At 42.3% G+C, this 24,155-nt stretch carries 16 protein-coding genes; 6 read left to right on the top strand and 10 right to left on the bottom strand.

Annotation, left to right across the window (positions count from 1 at the left end):
• Nucleotides 1-46: 46 nt before the first annotated feature.
• Complete coding sequence (locus L884_RS0101850) at nucleotides 47-1,768, top strand: methyl-accepting chemotaxis protein (RefSeq protein WP_028765891.1); 1,722 nt, start codon at nucleotides 47-49, stop codon at nucleotides 1,766-1,768.
• A 92-nt stretch (nucleotides 1,769-1,860) separates the two neighbouring features.
• Here L884_RS0101850 and L884_RS0101855 read toward each other — a convergent pair whose 3' ends face one another.
• Together L884_RS0101855 and L884_RS0101860 are read right to left on the bottom strand one after the other, a co-directional pair.
• On the bottom strand, nucleotides 1,861-4,761 hold the full coding sequence (locus L884_RS0101855; RefSeq protein WP_028765892.1) for a valine--tRNA ligase: 2,901 nt from the start codon (nucleotides 4,759-4,761) through the stop codon (nucleotides 1,861-1,863).
• 19 nt (nucleotides 4,762-4,780) lie between these two features.
• Nucleotides 4,781-5,263, bottom strand: a complete 483-nt coding sequence (locus tag L884_RS0101860; protein ID WP_028765893.1) for a DNA polymerase III subunit chi — start codon at nucleotides 5,261-5,263, stop codon at nucleotides 4,781-4,783.
• Between the two features lie 252 nt (nucleotides 5,264-5,515).
• Between L884_RS0101860 and L884_RS0101865 the strand changes: the two genes are divergently transcribed.
• Both L884_RS0101865 and paeA read left to right on the top strand, forming a co-directional pair.
• Nucleotides 5,516-6,745, top strand: a complete 1,230-nt coding sequence (locus L884_RS0101865; protein WP_028765894.1) for a DEAD/DEAH box helicase — start codon at nucleotides 5,516-5,518, stop codon at nucleotides 6,743-6,745.
• A 265-nt stretch (nucleotides 6,746-7,010) separates the two neighbouring features.
• Nucleotides 7,011-8,333, top strand: coding sequence for a polyamine export protein PaeA (gene paeA / locus L884_RS0101870; protein WP_028765895.1), 1,323 nt, complete (start codon nucleotides 7,011-7,013; stop codon nucleotides 8,331-8,333).
• Nucleotides 8,334-8,381: 48 nt separating this feature from the next.
• On the opposite strand, the gene L884_RS21560 is transcribed toward paeA, so the two are convergent.
• The 4 genes from L884_RS21560 to pepA all read right to left on the bottom strand — a co-directional run bounded on the left by L884_RS21560 (nucleotide 8,382) and on the right by pepA (nucleotide 17,850).
• Complete coding sequence (locus tag L884_RS21560; protein ID WP_051435492.1) at nucleotides 8,382-10,532, bottom strand: putative bifunctional diguanylate cyclase/phosphodiesterase; 2,151 nt, start codon at nucleotides 10,530-10,532, stop codon at nucleotides 8,382-8,384.
• A gap of 263 nt (nucleotides 10,533-10,795) precedes the next feature.
• Entirely contained in the window at nucleotides 10,796-12,004 is a 1,209-nt protein-coding gene (locus L884_RS0101880; RefSeq protein ID WP_028765896.1) for an EAL domain-containing response regulator, read from the bottom strand.
• A complete protein-coding gene (locus L884_RS0101885; protein ID WP_028765897.1) occupies nucleotides 12,005-15,970 on the bottom strand; it encodes a transporter substrate-binding domain-containing protein in 3,966 nt (1,321 codons plus the stop codon).
• A 371-nt stretch (nucleotides 15,971-16,341) separates the two neighbouring features.
• Complete coding sequence (gene pepA / locus L884_RS0101890) at nucleotides 16,342-17,850, bottom strand: leucyl aminopeptidase (RefSeq protein ID WP_028765898.1); 1,509 nt, start codon at nucleotides 17,848-17,850, stop codon at nucleotides 16,342-16,344.
• 223 nt (nucleotides 17,851-18,073) lie between these two features.
• Between pepA and lptF the strand changes: the two genes are divergently transcribed.
• Nucleotides 18,074-19,189 (top strand): LPS export ABC transporter permease LptF, encoded by a 1,116-nt coding sequence (gene lptF, locus L884_RS0101895; RefSeq protein WP_028765899.1) that lies wholly within the window; start codon nucleotides 18,074-18,076, stop codon nucleotides 19,187-19,189.
• Nucleotides 19,186-20,244 (top strand): LPS export ABC transporter permease LptG, encoded by a 1,059-nt coding sequence (gene lptG / locus L884_RS0101900; RefSeq protein ID WP_028765900.1) that lies wholly within the window; start codon nucleotides 19,186-19,188, stop codon nucleotides 20,242-20,244. Before lptF ends, lptG begins: the two co-directional genes overlap by 4 nt.
• 72 nt (nucleotides 20,245-20,316) lie before the next feature.
• Here lptG and L884_RS0101905 read toward each other — a convergent pair whose 3' ends face one another.
• The 4 genes from L884_RS0101905 to L884_RS0101920 all read right to left on the bottom strand — a co-directional run bounded on the left by L884_RS0101905 (nucleotide 20,317) and on the right by L884_RS0101920 (nucleotide 23,256).
• Nucleotides 20,317-20,841, bottom strand: coding sequence for an RDD family protein (locus L884_RS0101905; RefSeq protein WP_028765901.1), 525 nt, complete (start codon nucleotides 20,839-20,841; stop codon nucleotides 20,317-20,319).
• A gap of 61 nt (nucleotides 20,842-20,902) precedes the next feature.
• On the bottom strand, nucleotides 20,903-21,154 hold the full coding sequence (locus tag L884_RS0101910; RefSeq protein WP_028765902.1) for a DUF2960 domain-containing protein: 252 nt from the start codon (nucleotides 21,152-21,154) through the stop codon (nucleotides 20,903-20,905).
• A 46-nt stretch (nucleotides 21,155-21,200) separates the two neighbouring features.
• A complete protein-coding gene (locus L884_RS0101915; RefSeq protein ID WP_028765903.1) occupies nucleotides 21,201-21,680 on the bottom strand; it encodes a GNAT family N-acetyltransferase in 480 nt (159 codons plus the stop codon).
• Between the two features lie 91 nt (nucleotides 21,681-21,771).
• Complete coding sequence (locus L884_RS0101920; protein ID WP_028765904.1) at nucleotides 21,772-23,256, bottom strand: carboxypeptidase M32; 1,485 nt, start codon at nucleotides 23,254-23,256, stop codon at nucleotides 21,772-21,774.
• A gap of 226 nt (nucleotides 23,257-23,482) precedes the next feature.
• On the opposite strand from L884_RS0101920, the gene L884_RS0101925 reads away from it, so the two are divergent.
• Nucleotides 23,483-24,133, top strand: a complete 651-nt coding sequence (locus L884_RS0101925; RefSeq protein ID WP_028765905.1) for an OB-fold-containig protein — start codon at nucleotides 23,483-23,485, stop codon at nucleotides 24,131-24,133.
• Nucleotides 24,134-24,155 lie beyond the last annotated feature (22 nt).

Consider the following 24,155-nt stretch of genomic DNA (forward strand, 5'->3'; position numbering starts at 1 on the left):
ATTGACTTTCACTACTTTTAAAGGGCACCCGACGTTAGGGGTTTATATGTCTGTAATCATTAATCAGTTAGATAGAGAAGAAGTTCGTCAGCCAACTCAAGTTACATCGAGTTCAATTTCTGCTTTTAAATCAGTACGTTTTCAATTAAAACTTATTGTTGTGTTAACTGTTATGTCTTTTGTGTTTCTTGGCTACAAAGGTATATCCGGGATGAGAGACGCGGGGGAGTCGATAGGTCAGCTGCATGCCCAAGGCATGCAGCTAAGCATTAATGCAGGTCAAACATTAACTGAGCTAGCGACAGCTCGGAGCGAGTTGTTGCTGGCGTTTCAACATGATCCAACTAGCCAGTTTTCAGAAATGCACAATCATCCCTTGTCTTTGCATATCAATCAGGCAAAGGCATCGATAACGGCTTTACAAGATATTGTCGAAGGGAAAATTTTGAGCGCCGATTTAGCGCCCGATGAACTCAAACAGGCGAATCAGCTTAATCAGCTGTTAAATCGCGTTATTAGTGTTGGTTTTAATCCTGCAATTGCAGCTTTGCAGGGCCAGCAATATGAGCAAGCGAATCAAATTTTGCTTTCTGAAATTAACCCGTTATTCAATAAAATTACAGCGGAAGCACAAGGCTTTTTAGCGATACAGATAGCGGAAGGTGAAAAGACTTTTACCGAGTTTAATAGCGATATGCAGATCTATATTCTTCTGGTGGCGCTATTTTCTAGTATTAGCATGCTGTTGATCACTGTCAGCTTAACCTTAATTCGTAAACGTGTGGCTAAGTCTGTGATTGAGCTAGAAACTACCGCAGTTAGTATTGCCAGTGGCGATCTCACCAAGCGTATTGAAATTGGCGGTGATGATGAATTTGCCCATATTGCCGATTATGTCAATCAGATAGCAGCTCGCTTTCAGCATGTAGTGCAAAACACCCATGAGTCTACAGCGCGTTTAGCGAGTGCAGCTGAAGAAAACTCAGTTGTGTCAACTCAGACTCAGCGTAATGTTGTTGAACAGCAGCAACAAACTCAGCAAATCGCCGCGGCAATTCATCAATTCACTTCGACAGTGAGAGAAGTTGCTCAGAGCGCTGAAGCAGCCGCATATAGTTCTAATGAGGCCAATGGTATTGCTCATAAAGGCCAAGTGGTTGTTAATGAGAGCATTGCTGTAATTGAAACGCTATCGGTTGAAATGGACGGTGCGACAGAGGCAATGCAGGTATTATCAAAGTCATCTGATGAAATTGGCAGTGTGGTCGATGTTATTCAAGGGATCTCGGAGCAGACTAACTTGTTAGCACTAAACGCTGCTATTGAAGCTGCACGTGCGGGTGAACAGGGACGAGGTTTTGCAGTTGTTGCCGATGAAGTTCGCAGCTTAGCTAAGCGCACACAGGACTCGACTGAAGAGATCCAGAAGATGATCTTACGTTTACAGCAAGGTGCTAAGGATTCAATGCTAATGATGCAGCGCGGTACTGAACAAGCTAAGTTAAGTGTCGCTAAGTCACAGCAAGCGGGTGACGCCTTACTGCAAATAATGGCAAGTATTGAGCAAATTAATGGCTTGAATACGCAGATTGCTGCTGCTTCAGAAGAGCAAAGCTTAGTGACTGAAGAGATTAATCGTAATATCACTAATATCAGTGATATTTCAGATCAAACAGCAGCGGGAGCTGAGCAAACTCAAGCATCGACTCATGAACTTGCTAGCCTTGCTGAATCTATGCAGCAAGAGATAGCCTATTATCGGGTTTAGTAAGTTAGCAAAATTGAGATAATAAAAAGGGCTGTCAGTGACAGCCCTTTTTTATCGGTTAACCCTTAACAAGAGAGTTAACGGCAAATGACTTAGCCTTCTAGCTTTGCAAGCTCAGCTTTTTGCTCAGTCAGTTTGTCCATATCACGTTGATATTCAGCTTGCTTAGCACGCTCTTTTTCAATCACGGCTGCAGGTGCTTTGGCAACGAAGCCTTGGTTAGAAAGCTTACCTTCGATACGTGCAAATTCAGCTTGTGCTTTTTCAAGTAGCTTGTCGATACGTGCCACTTCTTTAGCTACGTCGATAAGACCAGCCATAGGGATCAATAGCTCCATGTCGCCTACTAACTGGGTAGTTGACATTGGCGCAGTTTCACCATCGGCTAGAATCGTCATAGACTCAAGCTTAGCTAAGGTCTTGAAGAAGGTTTGGTTTGCTTCTAAGCGCGCCTTATCTTGCTCACTCACACCACGTAGAAGCGCATTTAATGGCTTAGATGGGGCAATATTTAGCTCAGCACGGATATTACGTACAGCAACAATCACTTGCTTAACCCACTCAAGATCTTCCATTGCTACGGCATCAACTTTATCTGCTTGGAATTCAGGGAACTGAGCCAGCATTAAAGTCTCACCTTCAACACCTGCAAGCGGCTTAACGCGTTGCCAGATAGTCTCTGTTAGGTAAGGCATGATTGGGTGCATTAGACGTTGCATCTGCTCAAGTACATTCACCAAAGTATGGCGTGTACCACGAAGCTGCGCATCTGTACCGCTTTGCATAACAGGTTTAGTTAGCTCTAAGTACCAGTCACAGAATTGGTTCCAAGTGAACTCGTAAATAGTGTTAGCTGCTAAGTCGAAACGGTAGTTAGCCATATGCTCATCATAAGCTTTAACCGTTTGGTTGAATAAACCAATAATCCAGCGATCCGCAAGAGACAGTTCCATCTCTCCACCATGCTGTCCGCAATCAAGCGCTTCACCGATAGCATCATCGCTAGCACCTTCTGCTTGTACTTCTGTGTTCATTAACACGTAGCGTGATGCGTTCCAGATCTTGTTACAGAAGCTACGGTAACCATCTAGGCGCTTCATGTCCCAGTTGATGTCACGACCGGTTGATGCCATTGATGCCAATGTAAAGCGCAGCGCGTCAGTACCATGTGCTTCAATACCATCGGCAAACTCTTTGCGGGTGCTCTTTTCAATCTTAGCGGCAAGCTGTGGCTGCATCATGTTGCCAGTACGCTTTTCAACTAGAGATTCAAGATCGATACCATCAATCATATCTAATGGGTCAAGTACGTTACCCTTAGACTTAGACATCTTATTACCCGCTTCATCACGGATAAGACCGGTAACGTATACCGTTTTAAATGGTACTTGTGGCTTGCCATTTTCATCTTTGATGAAGTGCATTGTCATCATGATCATACGGGCAACCCAGAAGAAGATGATGTCAAAGCCTGTTACCAACACATCTGTCGGGTGGAAAGCTTTAAGCTCAGCAGTATCTTCTGGCCAGCCCAGAGTAGAGAATGTCCAAAGTGCAGAGCTGAACCAAGTATCAAGTACATCTGGATCTTGGCGTAGAACAACAGTGTCGTCTAGCTTGTGCTTAGCACGGATTTCAGCTTCATCACGGCCAACGTAAACTTTACCTGCTTCGTCGTACCATGCTGGGATACGGTGACCCCACCAAAGTTGACGTGAGATACACCAGTCTTGAATGTCACGCATCCAAGAGTTGTACATGTTCTCATATTGCTGTGGTACGAACTTGATGTCACCGTTTTCAACGGCTTCCATTGCAGTTTTAGCCATAGGGGCAACTGCAACATACCATTGGTCTGTAAGTAACGGCTCAATCACAACGCCGCTGCGGTCACCATAAGGTACCTTTAATGCGTGTGGATCGATTTTGCCTAGCAGGCCTAATGTTTCAAACTCTTCAACAACAGCGGTACGAGCTTTGAAGCGGTCAAGGCCGGCATAACGCTCAGGTAAGCTGTTATCTAACTCGTTATTGGCACTGCCGTCAGTATTTACTACTTCAGCGCTCGAGCGGATTGCAGCGTCAATCGTTAGAATATTGTACATAGGCAGCGCGTGACGCTTACCAACTTCATAGTCGTTAAAGTCGTGTGCAGGAGTGATCTTCACACAACCAGTACCAAACTCCATATCCACATAGTCGTCAGCAACGATTGGGATAAGACGATTTACGATTGGTAGTAGAATAAACTTACCGATTAGCGATTGGTAACGCTCATCTTCAGGATGAACCGCAACAGCGCTGTCGCCTAGCATAGTTTCAGGACGTGTCGTGGCAACCTCTAGGTAATCTTTACCGTCAGCTGTTAGAGCACCATCAGCGAGTGGGTAGCGGAAGTGCCACATGCTGCCTTGCTTTTCTTTGTTCTCAACTTCGAGATCAGAAATCGCAGTGTGTAGTTTTGGATCCCAGTTTACTAAGCGCTTACCACGGTAGATGAGGTCATCTTCATATAGTCGAACAAACACTTCTTGAACGGCATCAGACATGCCTTCATCCATGGTGAAACGTTCGCGATCCCAATCCACAGAGGCGCCAAGACGACGTAGCTGCTTAGTGATAGTGCCACCAGAGTGTGCTTTCCAATCCCAGATACGATCGATGAAGTTTTCTCGGCCAAGATCGTGACGGCTTAAACCTTCTTCTGCTGCGACTTTACGTTCAACCAACATTTGAGTTGCAATACCAGCATGATCGGTACCGACCTGCCAAAGCGTGTTCTTACCCTTCATACGTTGGTAACGAGTCAAGGTGTCCATGATGGTATCTTGGAAGGCATGACCCATGTGCAAGCTACCCGTCACGTTTGGTGGCGGGATCATGATGCAATAGTTGCCTTGAGACTCATCGCCGTGTGGCTTGAAGTAACCTTTCTCTTCCCAGTTTTGGTAGAGAGACTGTTCTATAGACTGCGGGTTATATGTTTTTTCCATGGGGCGTGTTTATCTCAAACTAAAAATTAATTGGTTGTGTTGCTAAATCTTGGGTCATTAAAGTGACGCCAAGCGTGCGATATTGCCGATAGCGATCACGAGCAATCGCTTTATGGTTATCGTCATTGGCAACGAAATCGATAATCTGTTCAAAGTTTACCGCAAATTGTGGCACTTGGTCTGCAAGATTAACCAGAAGATGACGTTTTTTGTTAGCTCCCAGCCTGTCAAATCCAATTTCTACCGGTGCGCCGCCTAATGGGCCTTCACCTTTAAGATTATGAGGCACAAATGATTGTGGCTCAAACTGCCAAAGTAGCTCGTCAATCGCGTAAGCTTGCTGTTGATCTTGGCAATGAATGTAGACTAACTCTTGTTGAGCAAAGGCTCGCTGAGCGAGTTGGCAGGCAAGAAGATACACTTGATCCAGCGCGGTGTTATTGGCGCTGGGTACTTCCTTTGGCAACAGATAAAACTGAGCTTGAGTCTGACTTGGAGACATGCTTTAAACCTGCTTTTAGACCTGCTCGAAGAGATAGTTTGCTATAGCTTCGGCTTTTGGTTGACGAAAGAGAGGATTTTACACTAAAAGCCGCTCATAGATCAGCCTCTAATCGTGGATTTATTTCAAGGTATAGCGAGTTATTTACGAGCCAAGCTTTAGCTTACTACTTAAGGCGGCGTTAAAAGCTTCATTTTACTAATTGCAGTGCGCTAGTTACACTCCACGCAATTCTCGTGACTAGCCTGTATTATGAATTTTTCCAACTTAAATTTAACGACTCAAATCCTATCTCAGCTGCCAGCTAAATTATCTGTAGCGACAGAGATCCAAAAGCTGGCAATCCCTGAAATACTCGCGGGTAAAGATGTGTTAGCGCTTGCGCAAACTGGCAGTGGTAAAACGTACGCTTTTGGTTTGCCACTGCTACAGACTATCAGCAACAGCGATATGAGTGACGGCGAGATCAAGGCGTTAGTCATTGTGCCTACGAGAGAGTTAGCGCTGCAAGTTGCTGAGGCTATTGAGTTAGTTTCAGCTACTGTCAAAGTAACTGTTCTATGCGGCGGGGTAGATAGAGCCGAGCAAGTTAAAGGGCTTGGTGAGCGGCCACAATTGGTGGTGGCAACCCCTGGACGATTACTTGATTTCTTACGTCAGCAACAACTTTCGCTTCATGGTGTAAAGCAGTTGGTACTCGATGAGGCTGATAGGCTCATGGACATGGGTTTTTGGCCTGACTTGGAGTCGATTGTTGAGTTTATACCAGCTAAGCGTCAAACCTTGCTGTTTTCGGCCACTCTTATGCCTGCGCTTAACGACAAAGTTGCTCAGCTGCTAAATAATCCCATCAAGCTCACTGCACAAGCTGCTAATAGCGTGGCTAAGAATATTAATGAGTCCGTCTATTTAGTTAATAAAGGCGATAAAGCGAAAGCTCTGTCAGCCCTCTTAAAGCAGCATCAATGGTCACAGGTTTTGGTGTTTATCAATGGGCGAGATGATGCAGATAAGCTTGCTAAAAGATTAGTCAAAGCGGGGATCCCAGCGGCAGCTTTACATGGGGATAAAGAGCATCAGCAGAGACAACAAACTCTTGAGGCATTTAAGGGCGACGAATTGCAGGTGTTAGTGACGACAGACCTATTATCTCGTGGCATTCATATTGATGCGTTACCAGTCGTTATTAATTTTGCTTTGCCTATGAGTGCGCCAGTTTATGTACATCGCATTGGCCGAACAGCAAGAGCTGGCGATAATGGTAGAGCGATATCCTTAGTGTGTCATGGTGAGCTTGATAATCTAAAAGCGATTGAGAAGTTAACTGGGCGAGCGATTAAACTTGAACCTCTGCATGGATTTGAAGTGACGGATAAACCTGCTTCGGCAGTGAGTAAAAGACCACCCAGAGATAAAAAGGCTAATAGGCGTAGCCAAAATAAGCGAAGTGCCAAAGATTTTGTTTCTAAGAGGTCTAGGTAGTCAGTTGCCAAATCTAGAGCAACAGCGATTCACTCTTGCTTTGCTTAAAGTTTGCGGAGGTGACTTAGATTTAAAAAGTGACCATTTTCGTTGTCTAATTTATTATCTGGTGCAGTGTCTATATTGTGGATATACTCCGCGCTCGCGCGACAGGTTATTGGTATTATACTTACATTTGCTTGTGGTTAACTGGCTGTCAATAAACAAAAATTGTTAGATGCAGTACAGAGATAGGTGTGTATTTTAGTTTTAGGGTAGGTGCTAGATGAGCTTCTTTGATAATGCTGTGATTATTTTACTCCTTATTGGAGTGAGTTGTTTTTTTTCAATGTCTGAGATCGCCCTTGCGGCTGCGCGTAAAATTCGTTTGCGTCAATTATCCAGTGAAGGTGATATTCGCGCTGATAAAGTGTTGTTATTACAAGAGCAACCCGGCAACTTTTTTACTGTAGTGCAAATTGGCCTAAATGCGGTTGCTATTATGGGCGGTATTGTAGGTGAGTCTGCGTTTACGCCACATATTCACGCATTTTTATCGTCATGGTTAACTGGCCCTTGGCTGGATAAAACCAGTTTCTTGCTTTCGTTTGCGCTTGTTACCAGCTTATTTATTTTAATCGCAGATCTTATTCCTAAGCGCTTAGCGATGGCATTCCCTGAAAAAGTGGCAATGACCTTTGTTGGCCCAATGATGGTGTGTATTTTGGTGTTAAAGCCATTGGTATGGTTTTTTAACGGTTCTGCTAACTTAGTTTTTCGAGTATTTCAGGTGCAAACTGCTCGCAATGATGCGGTGACCTCAGATGATATCTACGCGGTGATGGATGCGGGAGCTGAAGCTGGTGTGCTAGATAAAGGCGATCAGCTGATGATGGAAAAAGTGTTTGAGATGCAAAGTATTCCTGTGACTGCTGCTATGACTGCTCGCGACAGCTTAGCTTACTTTTTACTGCAAGATAGTGAAGAGGAGATTAAGGCCAAAATTGCAGAGCAGCCGCACTCAAACTTTTTGGTTTGCGATGAACAACTCGATACTGTTGTGGGTATTGTTAATGCCAAAAAGTTACTGATTTATTTGATTAATGGCGAAAAAATAAGCCTCAAAGATAAAAACTTAGTCACTAACTGCTTTATTATTCCTGACACTTTGAGCCTATCGGAGTCTATGGATTATTTTAAAAATAGCCGTGCCGATTTTGCAATTGTGATGAATGAATACTCGTTAGTCGTCGGGGTGGTGACCGCGAAAGATCTGCAAGACGCAGTGATGGGCGCTTGGTCTTTACCTGAAAGCGAAGAGCAGATTATTGCTCGAGATGAACGTTCTTGGTTAATGGACGGTGTGACCCCGATAATTGATGTTATGCGAGCGCTTGATATTGAGGAGTTTCCACAAAATCATAACTATGAAACCATTGCGGGTTTCATGATGTTCATGCTTCGTAAGATCCCTAAGTGTACAGATTCAGTGATACATGCTGGCTATAAGTTTGAAGTGGTTGATGTTGACAGTTACAAAGTTGATCAGCTGTTAGTGACCAAAATTGATGAGCTGCAAGTGAATGAGGTTTTGGAGATTAAAAGTTAGCTTCTAACTGTGAATAATGAGCCTATACTCAGCTTGAAAGCGCTAATGTTAGGCTCTTAACTGGGATTGATGGGTTAAGCATTGCTCATGAGCTCCAGCCGGTTTAGGTCGAAGCTGTTTGTTATAGTTTTTCGCAAATGCTTCAAACTCATCTGCTTCTGCGGGACGATTAAAATGGTAACCTTGGTAGTTATTACAACCTATTTGGTGAAGTAAATACTGCTGTTCAGCACATTCAACCCCTTCAGCAATAACATCAAACTTTAAGCTGTTAGCAAGGTTAACAATAGTCTGCGATATTGCCATATCGCTACCATCTTTAATTATGTCTTTAATAAAGGATTTATCAATTTTCAACTCTGTGAGTGGCAATGACTTTAGGTAGCTAAGCGATGAGAAACCGGTTCCAAAATCGTCTAGGGAGAATTGCACTCCAACGCTCGCTAGTTCATTCATCACTGCGATAGTGGCATCGATATTTTCGATAAAGGTACTTTCTGTTATTTCTAATTTTAACTTGCCAGATTTTATCTTGAATTGGCTTACAAGCTGGATTACGTAGCTGCTAAACCCCTCATGTAATAACTGTGCTGAACTTACATTTACAGATAGAGTTAATTGACTAAATTCGGGAATGCTTGCCCATTGCTGCAATTTTTTACAGCCATCATGCAGTACTTTTTCCCCTACTAAAACGATTAAGCCCGTTTCTTCGAGTTGAGGAATGAATTTATCAGGGGAAATAATCCCCTGTTCTGGGTGAAACCAGCGAAGTAAAGCTTCGGCACCAACGACTCCGCTGTGATTGGATACTTGTGCTTGGTAAAAGAGATTAAATTCATCGTTAAGTACCGCTCGCTCTAAATCATTTTCCATCTGTTTACGCTGTAGGATTTCGATTTGCATTTGAGGATCGTAGAAACTGATATTGTTGCGGCCAGACTCTTTAACTTTATACATGGCTAGCTCTGCTTGTTTGATTAAGTCTTCAATGTAAACTGCTTCGCCATTAAATAAGGTCATGCCGATACTGGCAGTTAGCTTAAATGCAGTGCTATTGAGGGTTAAAGGCATTTGGATTTTTTGTATCAGTTTCCTAGCTATAGATTTTACATGTTTCATTGCTTCAAGTTTGTCGTTGGAGATATGAGGCAGGAACACCATGAATTTATCGCCACTAAGTCTACAAGCTGTTGCTTCTAGTTCGATATTACTACTAATCCTATCAGCAAGGGCTCTTAGTACTTGATCGCCCACATTGTGGTTATTGAGAGCATTTACGGATTTGAAGTTGTCTATGTCAACAAAGAGCAATGATGCATAAGATTTTAATTTACGGTTTAGTACTAATGACTGACAGACTCTATCTTCGAGCAAACGTCGATTAGGGAGTTTGGTGAGTTGATCAAAGTATGCAAGCTCATAGATTTTTGTTTCAGACTTTTTTGTTTGGGTTATATCAATATTGGTGCCAACTAAGCGTATGGCAATACGCTGACTATCAGTAATGACTTTAGCTGACGCTTGTATATGTCTGATTTCACCATCGCCTCGAATGATACGAAATTCGCTTTCAAAATTCTCACCAGTTCTAACAGCTTTATTAAAATCATCGACGGCTTGAGCAAGGTCTTCAGGATGTACACTATTTTCCCATACGTTATATGCCGCTTGGGTTTGATTAGGACAGATGCCATATATTTTGTACATCCAGCTATCCCAATGCAGCGATTGGGTTTTCAGATCGTAGTCCCAAATCCCTATTTGAGCAGCGTTCACTGCAATAGATAAACGTTGCTGGCTTTTAATTAGTTCTTCTTTGGCAAGTACCTCTTCGTGACTCACCATGAGATAGTCGGTGTCATTTATGCGGATTTTGTTGGCAGATAATTGAAAGAAATGATTACAATCTTTGTCTTCACAATGATATTCAATCTTTATGTAATCAATATCTTGGTTGAGTATTTTTTTTAAGCTTTGGGGTATACAAGTTTGAGAGCCTTGGCTACACAATTGTAAATAATCGATACCAATCCAATTACTAATATTGAAATGTTTGAAACAGGCAAACTCTTTCCAACTACTGTTGACTAGTCGGATCACTCCCGCTGAATCGATGATTGCGATTGGATAAGATAGTAGATCAATGACTTCAATGTATTGACTGTTTTCAAGGGGATTATGGCATATCTGATTCACAGCATACTATTCCTTCAGTCTATGTGAGTATGGCTCCGCATTATCGAAAACTGGGCGACGACTATCCTTTCGATCTAGTTATTTAAATGATAACGCTGCAACTAAAGATTAGCTTATAAGTTGGTATTGTGCAGTTTTATTGCAGTTTAAGTGGTGTTAGTTGGCTGGATTCTGCGGCAGACAGAAAAAGGTCTTATTCATTGGACGTATGGCCCTTAAGATGTTGTCACTGCACTACCATTAATACTTAGCTGCAGCTAAGGTTAATTTGTTAATTGCAGTTTTATTACTTTCAGCTGCCAGTCATTATGCCATTGCTTTAATCGGTCAATGGGCATTGGAGGTGCAATAAAATACCCCTGTGCTAACTTGCAACTAAGTTGCTGCAGGTGACGCCATAGGGCTAATGATTCAACTCCTTCAGCGACAGAGTTTAGCTGTAAACGCTGGCTCAATAATAAGCAGGCTTCTACGATAGCAGCGGCGGTTTTATTGCTCTCCATTGGCCTTATAAAGCTCATATCGATCTTTAACGAGTCAAAAGGTAGGGTATCTAGCAAAGATAGTGAGGAATAACCTGTACCGAAATCGTCGATAGATAGATTGAAGCCATGCATTGCTAGACGCGAAGCAGACTCTAATCCACGACCTGTATTTTCAAGGGCGTCAGACTCTGTGATTTCAAAGTAAATCTTTTGGCTTAGGTGTGGATATTCATCAACAATGGCAAGGATATTATTGACAAAACTGTCATGCATTAAGGTGGTTGGAGTGATGTTGATAGCAACCGGCCTATCTTGCAGTGCTTGCTGGTTCTGAAGAATATACTCAATGCTAAGTAGTGCTAATTCAGCATCTTTCTGCATTTTACTCAACAGTGGTAAAAAGCTTGCTGGTGGAAGAACTCCTAATACTGGATGAATAAAGCGAATGAGTGCTTCACAGCTAAACCAGTCACCATTTTCGAGTGTGACTAATGGTTGAAAGTAAGGTTGGATCCATCCCTGTTGTAAAGCGTGGTTTAGCTCTTTTTCTGTAAAATCTTTATTTTTGATTGTATGCGGACCTGAGAATACAGCGTTTTTTTGCTGCTCTATACTCGCTAAAGTGAGCAATTCTTTTAATGTGGTTATTTTTATCGGCTTATTGATAGCCCCTATCACTTTTAGATGATAGCTCAAACACATTTTTTGCACGGTATTTAGCACAATATCACTGCTGGCACTGGTAATAATAATTGAACCATTAAATGATTGTTCACTTAAGTAGCTAAGGAAGGTGATACCATCCATTTCTGGCATTTTTAGGTCACAAAGCAATACATCAGGGTTGAAGTTTGCCATCATTGCCAATGCTTCTTTGCCCGAGGCGGCTGTGGCTACTTCACCAATAATCGGTTGCTCAATTAACGCAAGCTGCATTAGCATCGCTTCACGCTGAAATTCATGATCTTCAATAACTAGCACTTTCATTTATAGTTGTTCCACTTCAGCTGTTATTTGATCAATACAATGGATTAGCTGACTCAATAGCTGCTGACACTGAGTAATGTTTTTTGCAATGGCCGCAGCCTCCAGTTCTTTTGATACTTGTGCTAATGGTTGAGACTCAATCACGCCAGCAGCTCCCTTAAATCTGTGGGATATATGGGCAATCATTTCAAAGCTAGCAGTGGTTACTGCTTGTTTTAGTTGTGGAGTATCTTGCTGTGCTGTCGCAATAAATTTGCTTAGCAAGCTCTTACAGATTGCCATATCACCAAAGTTAATCATAAGAGCCTCTATATCAACAGCCAGTACTACAGAGTCTAGATCGCTATCTGAAATTTGTTCATTATTCGTTTTTAGTTCCTCAACTGCTGTAACAGCTAAAGGCTTTTCAGCAGTATCACCTAGGTGTTTTTGTAACACTTTTTGTAATTGGCTTAGGCTGATCGGTTTGATCAAGTAGTCATCAAAGCCTAAATCTTGACAGCGATCTCTTTCACTGGAAATTGCATTAGCTGTAAGTGCGACAACCGGTAAAGGTGCTACTAAGTTAGCTCGCTCTGTTTCGCGAATAATTCTAACCAAACCATAACCGTCAAGTTCTGGCATATGGCAATCAGTCAGTAATAAATTGTACTTTTGCTGTTGGTAGGCTGCTAACGCCTGTCTTCCATCTTCGAATATATCCGCAAAGTATCCTAGTTTTGTTAGCTGCATTCGGATAACGTCTTGGTTAATTGGGTGGTCTTCAGCAACTAAAATTAACTTGTTTTGAGCAATAGCTTGATCACGAGTGAGTGTTAAACTAGGTGTGGTGTTAGCATTCGCAAATTTGGATTCAAAGAAATCTGGTTTAGTAATCAAATGTAAAAGATGCTCAGGGATTAGCGGCGTAATTGATAGAGCCCAACCAAGACTTGCAGGCGTTGGTGACAACATACTTTGGTTTTTTAGTAAAATAATTTGTATGTGCGGAATGCAACGTTTCAACCAGCTGAGCGTAATACCTTGCTGAGTACACCATTGATTATCAATAAGCAAAACGTCTACTTTGCTACCTGTTGCCCAGGTAGCGAGAGACATTTTATTTTCAAGAGCGGATAGATCTAACGCGCTACAGTGCCAACTCTTTAGGTAATCATTGAGCAAATCATAACTGTTAGGATCGCTAACAAGAATGCCACAGTGTTTATTGATTTTTGTTGGAATTTCAACCGCTACAATTGGACAACTCAAGTTGAACCTGAATGTACTTCCTTGGCCACGAGTACTGCTCACAGAAATCTCGCCCCCCATGAGGTGCACGAGTTGCTGGCAGATCGATAGGCCTAACCCAGTACCACTAAAGCGTCGTTCACTGCTTAAATCTACCTGTTCAAACGGCAGAAATAGCTTATCAATATCACATTCAGAAATTCCTATTCCGGTATCAGTTACAGCGAAGCTAATTGTTTGCTGTTCATCGCTAGCTTTCAATAAGTCTATTGAAAGCCAAATCTCACCTTCGCTTGTGAATTTTGAGGCGTTGTTAAGCAGGTTATTTAGTACTTGTTTTAATCGTAGCTTATCAAGCTGCACTGAATAGGCTAATTGCGGATCTAACCATAGATTAAATTTCAGGCCTTTGCGTTCAACATGAGCAATATGGGGTTGAACAAGTTCGCAGATAAAACTGCTTAGATGGCAATCTGTTGGAGTCAGTATTAGTTTTCCAGCTTCAATTTTTGAAAAATCTAGAACATCATTGACGATGTTTAGCAAATTATTACCTGAGTGGGTAAGGTTTTTGTGGATCCCGTATAACTCTTTACTGTTTAAATGCGGTGTCATCAGCTCAAGTAAACTTAAAATACCACTAATCGGCGTGCGAATTTCATGGCTCATCATGGCTAAAAAGCGTGATTTAGCCTCTGCAGCGGCTTCTGCAAGTTGGCGAGCCTCGTTAAGCTCGGATTGCTTTTGCTTCAATAAAGAGATATCGACTAAGGTAAATGTCCAGTGTCTATTTTTACTGACTAGAGTACAAATACCCGTAACTTGAAACCAAGATGACTGGCCGTTAATGTTCAACTTTAGCGTAGTGTATAGTGAATCTGAAAAGCGTGACTCTTGAATATCATTCAGAAAGTCATGTTCTTCGGCATGTTCACTAAGAAACTCCATTAATAGGTGCGGACTTTGATAAAGCTGCTCTGGTGTAAGGCCTAAATATTTCTCGATATTACTGCTGACGTAACTCCAAGAAATATCATTAATATCGTCACCATAACGTACAAGCTGCGCGACAATGCCACCAAAGTTACTATTTACGAGCCTGAGCTCTTTTTCTACGCTATGCCTTTGGGCTATTTCTGCTTTTAGTTTTCTATTTGAATAAACAATAATAAGAAGCGTGCTTAATACGCCCCCAATGATTAATAATAACCAACTTGGAATACTGTTAAACGAAAATTCACTGTTGATTTTAACGTCATTCCATTTGTGGTTAATGGCTTGCATCTCTTCTTCTGCAATTGACGTATGCGCTTTATTTAGGATTGAAAGCAAAGTGTTTTTTGTTTTATTCACACCAAAACTGATAGCACGGCTATGATCACCAACGGGGTCATTTATTATTTTTAATTGGCCAAAGTAACGTGGGCTTATCAGCCTATTGGCTTTTGACAGCGGCAATACCGCAACGTCTACATTTTTATCCAGTACTGCAGTTAATAGTTGCTCCGTTGAATCAAATTTATATTCTTGTGCTGCTGGAAAAAATGGTTGGATATTAGTTAATTTTTTATGGCCACTAAGCACACCTAGCCTACGAGTCTTACTTAAGGCTAAGGTATTTGAATTAATTGAACTTACAGCAATCCAAGGATCCTGGACATAGGCAGAAGTACAGTTTATGTAAGGAATGCTTTGTTCTTTACATGTATAAGAGAGCACAAGGTCAAAATCACCGTTAACTAACTCACTTGCAATATCGTTACCGGAGTAAGCGGTTGGCACGATTATAAGATTGAGTCGTTTAGCCATGATTTTTAATATGTCTGCACTCATTCCATCCATTTCACCTTTTTCATTAGTAAACGCGAAAGGGTAGTTGTTAGGAGAGTAAAGTACTTTAATGTTGCGCTTTTCACGAATGGCACAGATCTCTTCATCAGTAAGGTTTAGTTCGTGTTGTTGATAGACATAGCGACTTTGAGACTTGGTAAGCCAAACTTCGTAAAGCTCATTGAATGTCTTATTCGAGATTAATTTAAGACCTGTGTTTAGCTCATCGATAAGTTTTTGATTTTTATATAAGCCTGCAAAATGCAAATGATCAAACGGCATATCCTGTAATAAACTGATATTAAGATCATCTGGCGCATTTTGATGTGTGAACAGGTAGTCTAAGGTAATTGCATTACCGACATAAGCATCAACGTAGCCCTTTACCACAGCAGAATATGCATCTTGGCTTCCGGGGTAATTACTCAACTCAATTTGGCTTGCGGTTGCTCTAAGTAATACTTCATTGATTGCAAATCCAGCTTCGGTTGCAATATGTTGGTCTTTTAATTCAAGCAAACTATTAATATTGGCTTCATGGGTAATCACCGCATTAGGAACTAACATGATAGGTGAGCTGAAGCTTAGCCAAGTGACTCTTTCGGGGGTTTTAGACGCCCCCATAACGATATCGACCTCTCCATGGCGCAGTGCTTGATTGACTTCTGCGTAGCTGGGATAGGTCAACACCTCAATTTGATAGCCACTGTTTTTGGCGATCTCTTGAAATATCGCAGGCAATAAACCAATGACTTTTTTCTCTTTGCTGACATAAGTGAAGGGTTGCCAATCGAATGTTGGATAGCCAACTCTAACAACGCGCTCTAACTCAGGCTTGTTAGTTTCTTGTGCCAAGATATTGAATGAGGAAAATAGAAAGAAAAATACGATTAATGCCTGACGCATTTGGTCACCTGAAATGGGATAGCTACTAAAAAATCAAATTACTTTATTGCACTTAGCTGCGAGAGTTGATGGTGATGAATATTCATCAAGATCGTTGAGTTTTTGCGGCTGGTGTCGATATTTATTGCTACTAAAGCTACAAAAGGCAGAGCTTTTAGTTTAAATCAGCATGGGTGCGCGTATTGTATAGGTTAAATAATTACTGTCGATATCAAGCTGAGAAATATATTGTCAGTTAGATCGCAAATTTGAAGTGTTTTTGGTAATGACAATAGTGGACATGTTTGCTTTTTCAGGCAAAGCTAGCGAGCAACAAAAAGGCCAAACTTGACAAAGTTTGGCCTTTTTAATCGTTATTGGCTATTTAGATATTATTCGCCTTGTTCAACGCCAGCACGATTGATTAGGAACTGAGTTAATAGCGGTACTGGACGACCAGTAGAGCCTTTGTTAGCTCCGCTGTTCCATGCTGTGCCTGCTACATCTAAATGTGCCCAGTTATATTTCTTGGCAAATCGAGATAGAAAACATGCAGCAGTAATAGAACCAGCAGCACGGCCGCCTAAGTTTGTCATGTCTGCAAACGGGCTTTCTAAGTGTTCTTGATACTCATCCCATAGCGGCATGCGCCATGCGCGGTCACCACTTTGCTCACCAGCATTTAGTAGCTCATGTGCTAGTGGATTATGGCCAGAGAATAGTCCTGATGCATGCTTACCAAGCGCGATCACACAAGCGCCAGTTAAGGTTGCGGTATCCACAACAAGTTCAGGATCAAAGCGCTCTACGTAGGTTAATACATCACATAAGACTAAACGGCCTTCAGCGTCGGTGTTAAGTACTTCAACCGTTTGTCCTGACATCGTCGTTAGAATATCGCCAGGGCGGTATGCATTGCTTGATGGCATGTTTTCACAGCCAGCCAAAATACCAATAACGTTGATTGGTAACTGCATTTCACATAGGGCTTTCATGGCACCAATAACACCGGCGGCACCGCCCATGTCATATTTCATCTCATCCATGGCTTCACCAGGCTTTAACGAGATACCACCTGAGTCAAAGGTTAGGCCTTTACCAATCAATACGATTGGTTTTTCAGTGTTATCAATTGCACCTTTGTATTCCATAATGGTCATTACAGACTCATTGTGGCTACCACGACCAACCGCAAGGTAAGAGTTCATTCCTAGCGCTTCCATCTGCTCTTCGCCTACAGTTGTTACCGTGAGGTTTTCGGTATTTTCAGCGATTTGACGAGCTTGAGAAGCTAGATATGCAGGATTACAGATGTTTGGCGGCATATTAGCTACGTCACGGCATAGATGCATACCAGCAGAAACTGCCATGCCATGCTCTATAGCACGTTCGCCAACGGTGAGTTCACGGCGAGTCGGTACGTTAAAGACCAGTTTACGCAGTGGTCGACGAGTTTCACCTTTACGGGTTTTTAGTGCATCAAAGCTATAAAGGCTATTTTGAGTGGTTTCAACTGCTTCGCGAACTTTCCAGTAAGTATCACGGCCTTTAACATGGAGCTCAGTTAGGAAACACACTGCTTCCATTGAACCCGTTTCATTTAAAGTGTTGATTGTTTTGGTGATGATTTGCTTGTATTGACGTTCATCAAGTTCACGCTCTTTACCACAACCGACTAGCAAGACGCGCTCGCTAAGTACATTTGGTACATGGTGTAACAGCAACATTTGTCCTGGCTTTCCTTCCAAATCACCACGACGAAGTAAGTTACTGATATAGCCTTCACTGATCTTGTCTAGCTGTTCGGCAATACCAGACAAGCGTCTTGGTTCGTATACACCTACGACGATACAAGCTGAGCGTTGCTTTTCTGGACTGCCGCTCTTTACGCTAAACTCCATGAGCTCTCCTAGATTCTTAAAGACAAATTTTATTATTTATTAGATAATGTCTGCTTGTGCCCAAAAAGGGCTTAAATATGGCGCACCCTATTGTATTTTTTTCAGGTGTTTTCCCTAGCCATGTTATGTAATTGTTGGTCACAAAACTACTAAAAGTAGACAGTTTACATGAAAGTTGTATTGATACCAGCATAAATGAACGTTTGGAGACCGGATCCTCACTGTGATTGTATTTAGATACCTGATTCGAGAAGTTTTAAAAGCGCAAATAGCAGTACTTTTAGTACTGTTAGCTATTTTTATTAGCCAACACTTTGTGCGCGTGCTTGCTGATGCCTCTGATGGCGAATTTCCAGCCTCCTTAGTTATGACCTTGCTAGGTCTTAACATGCCATTTTTGATTGTCTTGGTGTTACCTCTTAGTCTCTTTTTGGGCATTTTATTAGCTCATGGGCGTATGTATGCCGAAAATGAGATGGTTATTTTCCATGGTGTGGGTATAAGTGAGTGGTATATCACTCGGGTAACGCTATTACTTGCAGTAGTGAATATGATTTTTACAGGTTTTCTTGCGGTATATGTTGCGCCATGGGCGGAGGAGCAGCAAAATCAAGTGCTTGAAAACGCAAAATCTGAAGCAGGACTGGCTGCGTTAACCCAAGGACGTTTTCAAACCAGTCCAAATGGCCGTGCGGTACTGTTTGTTGAGCGTATTGGTCGTGATAACAAACTGGATAAAGTGTTTGTTGCGCAATTGCCTGATCCTGATGATGAAACTGGTGTCGCCAATGTCGTGGTTGCTCGCAGTGGTAAAGTGATTGAGGACGGTACTGGTGGCCAACGTTTGCAACTTGAAGACGGCGTGCAATATCAGGGCAATCCTAAACGTGTTGATTACCAGGTCGTTGAGTTCGGTGGCTATCAAATGCAGATTAAAGAGCAAGCAGTTGATGAACGCCGCCGTAAATTGTCAGCGATGCCAATTGATGAGCTAATGAAGATTGATAGTCCAGAAGCGACAGCTGAATTTCACTGGCGTTTAGCTATTCCACTTGCAATTCCGTTGATGACGTTAATTGCGGTACCTATGGCGCGAGTGAATAACCGTCAAGGTAAGTTTGCCAAGATGTTCCCAGCTATCTTGTTATACCTAGGTTATTTTGGCTTGATGGTTGCTGGACGTAAATCATTAGAAGATGGTGTTATACCTCAATATTTAGGCATGTGGTGGATCCATGCCTCAGCGTTGATGATAGGTATATTACTGTTAGGTAAAGAGCGGCCGTTCGGCGCTAAGATTTCAGGTCTATTCAAGCGCAAAAAGGCGGCTAAAGTATGAGAATTTTAGACTTTTATATCGCCAGAGTATTGATTAGTACTTCATCTTTAGCGTTGCTGATTTTAACTGGCTTGTCAGGCATCATTAAGTGGGTAGACCAATTACGTGTTGTTGGTCGTGGTACTTATACCATGATGGATGCTGCTGTTTATGTGCTGTTTTTGGTGCCACGAGATATTGAACTGTTCTTTCCTATGGCGGTGTTGTTAGGTGCCCTAATTGGTATGGGAATGTTGGCATCGAATTCTGAGCTTGTGGTGATGCAATCTGCCGGTTTGTCTCGTTTGCAGATCACCATGTCTGCGATGAAAACAGCTATACCGCTAATGATTATCGTGATGATGCTTACTGAATGGGTTGCGCCTGTGGCTGAGTTGCGGGCTAAAGAGATCAAACGAACCAATGTTTCCGGCGGTAGTTTGATTGATTCAAGTCGTGGGATCTGGGCTAAAGATGGTGACTTATTCGTTAATATCGGTGGTGCTGCTGACATTAATAATTTACGCGATATTACCTTATATGAGTTTGATGATACGACAAACTTAACCAGTACAGTCCATGCTGATTCGGCTGAGTATAAAGATGAGTATTGGTTACTAAGAGACGTACGTCGTACTACGCTTAAAAACGAACAGGTTGTATTAGTTAATCTTGAGCAAGATAAATGGGTGTCGTCTTTAACCCCGGAAAAACTCAGTGTGGTATCAGTTAAACCTGAAGCGCTGTCGATAGAAGGCTTGTTAGATTACCTTGATTACTTAGAGAGTAACCATCAAGCCTCAGAACGTTATGAGCTTGCTTTGTGGCGCAAGTTGATGCAACCGGTAACGGTGGCAGTGATGATGTTGGTGGCGCTATCGTTTGTATTTGGCCCATTAAGAACTGTCACCATGGGGGCGCGGGTGCTGCTTGGTGTCGTTGCGGGCTTTAGCTTCTATATTTGTAGTGAAATATTTGGCCCGCTAAGTATTGTGTATGGATTACCAGCCTTTATTAGCGCAGGTATGCCGGCACTGATATTTGCTATTGGCGCTCTCTACTTTATTAGGAAATAGCGAGCTGTGATACAAAAAAGCCAATCATCTGTGATTGGCTTTTTTATCGAATTTTGAAACTAGCGAGAAGGATTAAACTCCGCGCCAGTTGCGCATTTGATTAGCTTCTTTTGAAAGTACAACCACTTCTGATCGGGTCATCATATCTTGTAACGCTAACTTGTTACCGTTAATCAAAATCCACAAGTTACCAATGCCTAATAGTGACCAAACCAGCCTTGCCGCAGCGGTGATCATACTCAGGTTTTGACCATTGGGGTGTTGGATCTTTAGACGCCATGCTCGCATGCCTAAGGTTTGTCCGCCATAGCTCCAAAAGCTGATATAAAACAGACCTACGCACATCACAATCCAAAACTGATAGATCCCTTTGTATAAAGGTGTGCCATTAAGCAGATCAGAGACATGTTCAAAACCCGCCATATCAATAATGCCGCTGGCGGTTAAACCGGTAAAAATACCGAATCCAATAGCACCTGCGACCATGTAGACTGCAACGGCTAGCATCAAGTCGTAAACAATTGCGCCAAAACGTTTGATAAACCCAGCGCGTGGGAAATTAGCATGTTCATTATTTGGTAGATATGAAGTCGTCATTTATATCACTTTTTTATTAGGTTTTTAGGATGGTGATAAACAGTGTCTGGTTCAAACCTTATTACTTTTTGGCGTCGTCTTTGTGGTAATAGATGTCGCTAAAGCCAAATCGCGCAAACTCTTTATCACGAAAATCTTTTACTGCTGATGAGCCTTTTGAGGTCATAGCGATTTGCTGTTCCATCATGAGGTATTTTGTTAAATCAATACCTTCAGCAGCGGCAACTGCTTCATATATGTCATGAAATTTGTCATAAGCAAAGTTGATCTCTTTTGCTTGGTTTTTAAATTTGTATGTGATTCTGGTTGCCATTTTCTAGCGTCTCTAAGGAAAGTTTGTCTATGATAACAAATCTTGGCTACAAGGTATAAACCATATAACGCGCATCGGCAGGGTAAGCCGATAGATCTTTACTAATAGGTTTAGTAATAAAGCCTTGTTTGCCCCAATAGTGATGTGCGCCCTGTACAGCGACCAGAGAGATGTTGGCGAAGTGATTGCAGTTTGCAAAGTTAATTAATTTTGCTAACGCTTGTTTACCAGCGCCTTTGCCCTGAGCTTTAGCTGATAGCGCAATATCGTGCAGATAAAGCGTATTGGCTTGTTCTATTTGATTAAGCTGTTGCTCAAGTGACGGCGGGTTATCAAGTAACCAAGGGTGAGCAAGACAGTAACCAATAATATTGTTATCGAGTTCCATGACAAAACAACTATCCGGTGAAGCTTGCCATTTACTTTGTAATACTTCGAGAGACTCAGGCTCAATTTGTGGGTAGCACTCAAGCTGAATATCTAAAATATGGGGCCAGTCTGCATGGGTTATGGGGCGTAAATTCATTGGTTAATCCTACTATGGCAATAGATAAAAGACTGCTCTAGCGTTTATAGGCGATAGAGCAGTGAGTTTGTAGCATTTATTGGCTTAGGGCTTACAGGTAGCGGTTTTCAAGATGATGTTTAAAATGTATTGGGTTAAGCGTTTCACCCGTTGCTTGAATCATTAGCTCATCAATACTCAGTAAGCTGCCTTTTGACCATACATTGGCTTCTAGCCAAGTCATCACATCGCTTAGTTTGCCTGCCTCAATGGCTTGCTCAACAGCACCTAAGCTCTGTTCCATTGCTTGCTTGAATTGGGCTGCATACATAGCGCCTAGTGTATAACTTGGAAAATAACCTAGTTCGCCTACCGCCCAATGAATATCCTGCATGCAACCATTTTTGTAGTCACCATCGGTATTGATCCCAAGTAGCTCTTGCATCTGTGCTGACCAGAAGTCAGGCAGATCTGCAACGGCTAGCTCACCGGATACAAGAGATTTTTCAGCTTCAAAACGCAGCAAAATATGACAAGGGTAGGTGACTTCATCAGCGTCGACACGGATATGACCTGGACTGACCCTAGTGTAGATATTGGTCAGTTGCTGGTGACTTAACTGGCAGCCTAAGTGCTGTTTTAACAGAGGTTGGATCAGTTTTAAAAAACTCGCCCCGCGGCCAATCTGCATTTCACAAAACAAACTTTGGCTTTCGTGCAGTGCCATAGACCGTGCAAGCCCTGCTGGCTGGCCGCGCCAAGCCAGTGGTAGTCCTTGCTCATATTTAGCGTGGCCGGTTTCATGGATAATGCCCATTAAGCCACTGGTAAAGTCAGCTTCATCATAGCGAGTGGTAAGGCGAACATCACTCGATACACCACCGCAAAATGGATGACTACTAATATCAAGCCGTCCATGATTAAAGTCAAACCCTAAAGCCTTCATGACGTCGCGGCCAAGTAGGGCTTGGTCGCTAGCTGTCGCAGTTGGAATATCATAGCGGGGCTCAGAGACTTGTTTGGCTTGTACTTGCTGAATAAGTGAAGGTAGCCAACTTTTTAGTTGACCAAAGATATGCTCAATTTTTGCCGTGGTCATGCCGGGCTCAAATTTATCTAATAGTGCGTCATAGGGGCTGACTCCTAACGTTTGCGCACGAATAGTTGCTTCTTCTTTTACTAGCGACATGAGCGTTTCTAAATTGGGTTTAAAGCCTTGCCAGTCATTATGCTTACGTTGCTCTCGCCACGCTTGTTCGCAATGATACGCCGCTTTTGTTTTGGCCTTAACCAAGTCTGCGGGCACTGCATTGGCTTGCAGATATTGATAGTTCATTTCACGCAGATTAGCTTGTTGTTCAGCAGTAAGTGCCTCTTGTTGCGCTTCTTTAATGGTATCTGCCAGCATAGGTGCTGTTTTTAAACTATGGATATGTGTTGCGAGTTCAGCCATTGCTGCACCTCGAGCTTCGCCTCCCCCGATAGGCATCATGGTTGCTTGGTCCCAATCGCCTAATGCACTAAGGTGCTCAAAATGGCTAATGCTCTGAAAATGCGTAGCTAAGGTTTGATAGTGGTGGGCTTTATTTAGGCTCATAATACTGCTGCTTGTTTTAAGGGGATATTGGCTAATGCTAGCATGTTGCTACATGCCCGCTAAGTGTTAAGCGTAAAACTTGCGAGTTTTAGAAAGGTCGCTTGGTTTTATTTGCTTGTTATCAACATATATTGTGTTAGCATCAATATGAATCAAGCCTTTATTTAATGCTTTAGGCTTCAAAGAGTTGCAGCGGATGCAGCTTGATAAATATCAGGGAGGACGAATGGTCACTTTTTTGCTGAGCCAGCAAAACTTACCTTATGCAATTTCGTTAAGCCTAGTACTACTATTAGGTTTACTGGAATCTTTATCTCTAGTGATTGGAGCCAGTCTGATAGGTTTGCTACATGAGCCACTGCATACGGATGACGGTGTACAGACTCACAAGCAAGCTAGCCCGTTGCTTAGGCTTGCAAATTGGTTATGTATTCATCGTTTACCTGTCTTAGTATGGTTCTCACTTGCTCTAGCCTGTTTTGCAATTACAGGATTAAGTTTCAACTTACTGTCTCTAAGTATGCTTGGACAATTACAGCCACAATCTATCAGTCTACCTATTGCATTATTGGTAATGTGTTTTTGTTGCCATTATTTGGGAAAGAACATTGCCGACAGGCTAAGTTATCGTATTTCAACTGTGGTATCGATTGATGATCTCAATGGTTGTATTGCCAAAGTCACTTTTGGTGGTGCAAGCCAAGGCTTTCCTCGTGCCGCTGTGGTTATCGATAAAAACCAGCAAGAGCAGCAGGTGTTTGTTGAGCCGAATTATAGTGGGATAGAGTTTGATGAAGGAGAGTTAGTGGTGTTAGTGGCTAGGCGCGGCAGGGTATGGTTAGCAGAATCAACCACAAGCCTTGCTAAAGCCTGTTAAAGTAAAAACGACCTGAATAAGC

This window comes from Shewanella fidelis ATCC BAA-318, from assembly GCF_000518605.1.
Taxonomy (GTDB): Bacteria; Pseudomonadota; Gammaproteobacteria; order Enterobacterales; family Shewanellaceae; genus Shewanella; species Shewanella fidelis.

Excerpts from the sequence above, each read along its gene's own strand:
- L884_RS0101850 (WP_028765891.1), top strand. The coding sequence starts at position 47 with ATGTCTGTAATCATTAATCAGTTAGATAGAGAAGAAGTTCGTCAGCCA.
- L884_RS0101855 (WP_028765892.1), bottom strand. The coding sequence starts at position 4,761 with ATGGAAAAAACATATAACCCGCAGTCTATAGAACAGTCTCTCTACCAA.
- L884_RS0101860 (WP_028765893.1), bottom strand. The coding sequence starts at position 5,263 with ATGTCTCCAAGTCAGACTCAAGCTCAGTTTTATCTGTTGCCAAAGGAA.
- L884_RS0101865 (WP_028765894.1), top strand. The coding sequence starts at position 5,516 with ATGAATTTTTCCAACTTAAATTTAACGACTCAAATCCTATCTCAGCTG.
- paeA (WP_028765895.1), top strand. The coding sequence starts at position 7,011 with ATGAGCTTCTTTGATAATGCTGTGATTATTTTACTCCTTATTGGAGTG.
- L884_RS0101880 (WP_028765896.1), bottom strand. The coding sequence starts at position 12,004 with ATGAAAGTGCTAGTTATTGAAGATCATGAATTTCAGCGTGAAGCGATG.
- L884_RS0101885 (WP_028765897.1), bottom strand. The coding sequence starts at position 15,970 with ATGCGTCAGGCATTAATCGTATTTTTCTTTCTATTTTCCTCATTCAAT.
- pepA (WP_028765898.1), bottom strand. The coding sequence starts at position 17,850 with ATGGAGTTTAGCGTAAAGAGCGGCAGTCCAGAAAAGCAACGCTCAGCT.
- lptG (WP_028765900.1), top strand. The coding sequence starts at position 19,186 with ATGAGAATTTTAGACTTTTATATCGCCAGAGTATTGATTAGTACTTCA.
- L884_RS0101905 (WP_028765901.1), bottom strand. The coding sequence starts at position 20,841 with ATGACGACTTCATATCTACCAAATAATGAACATGCTAATTTCCCACGC.
- L884_RS0101910 (WP_028765902.1), bottom strand. The coding sequence starts at position 21,154 with ATGGCAACCAGAATCACATACAAATTTAAAAACCAAGCAAAAGAGATC.
- L884_RS0101915 (WP_028765903.1), bottom strand. The coding sequence starts at position 21,680 with ATGAATTTACGCCCCATAACCCATGCAGACTGGCCCCATATTTTAGAT.
- L884_RS0101920 (WP_028765904.1), bottom strand. The coding sequence starts at position 23,256 with ATGAGCCTAAATAAAGCCCACCACTATCAAACCTTAGCTACGCATTTT.
- L884_RS0101925 (WP_028765905.1), top strand. The coding sequence starts at position 23,483 with ATGGTCACTTTTTTGCTGAGCCAGCAAAACTTACCTTATGCAATTTCG.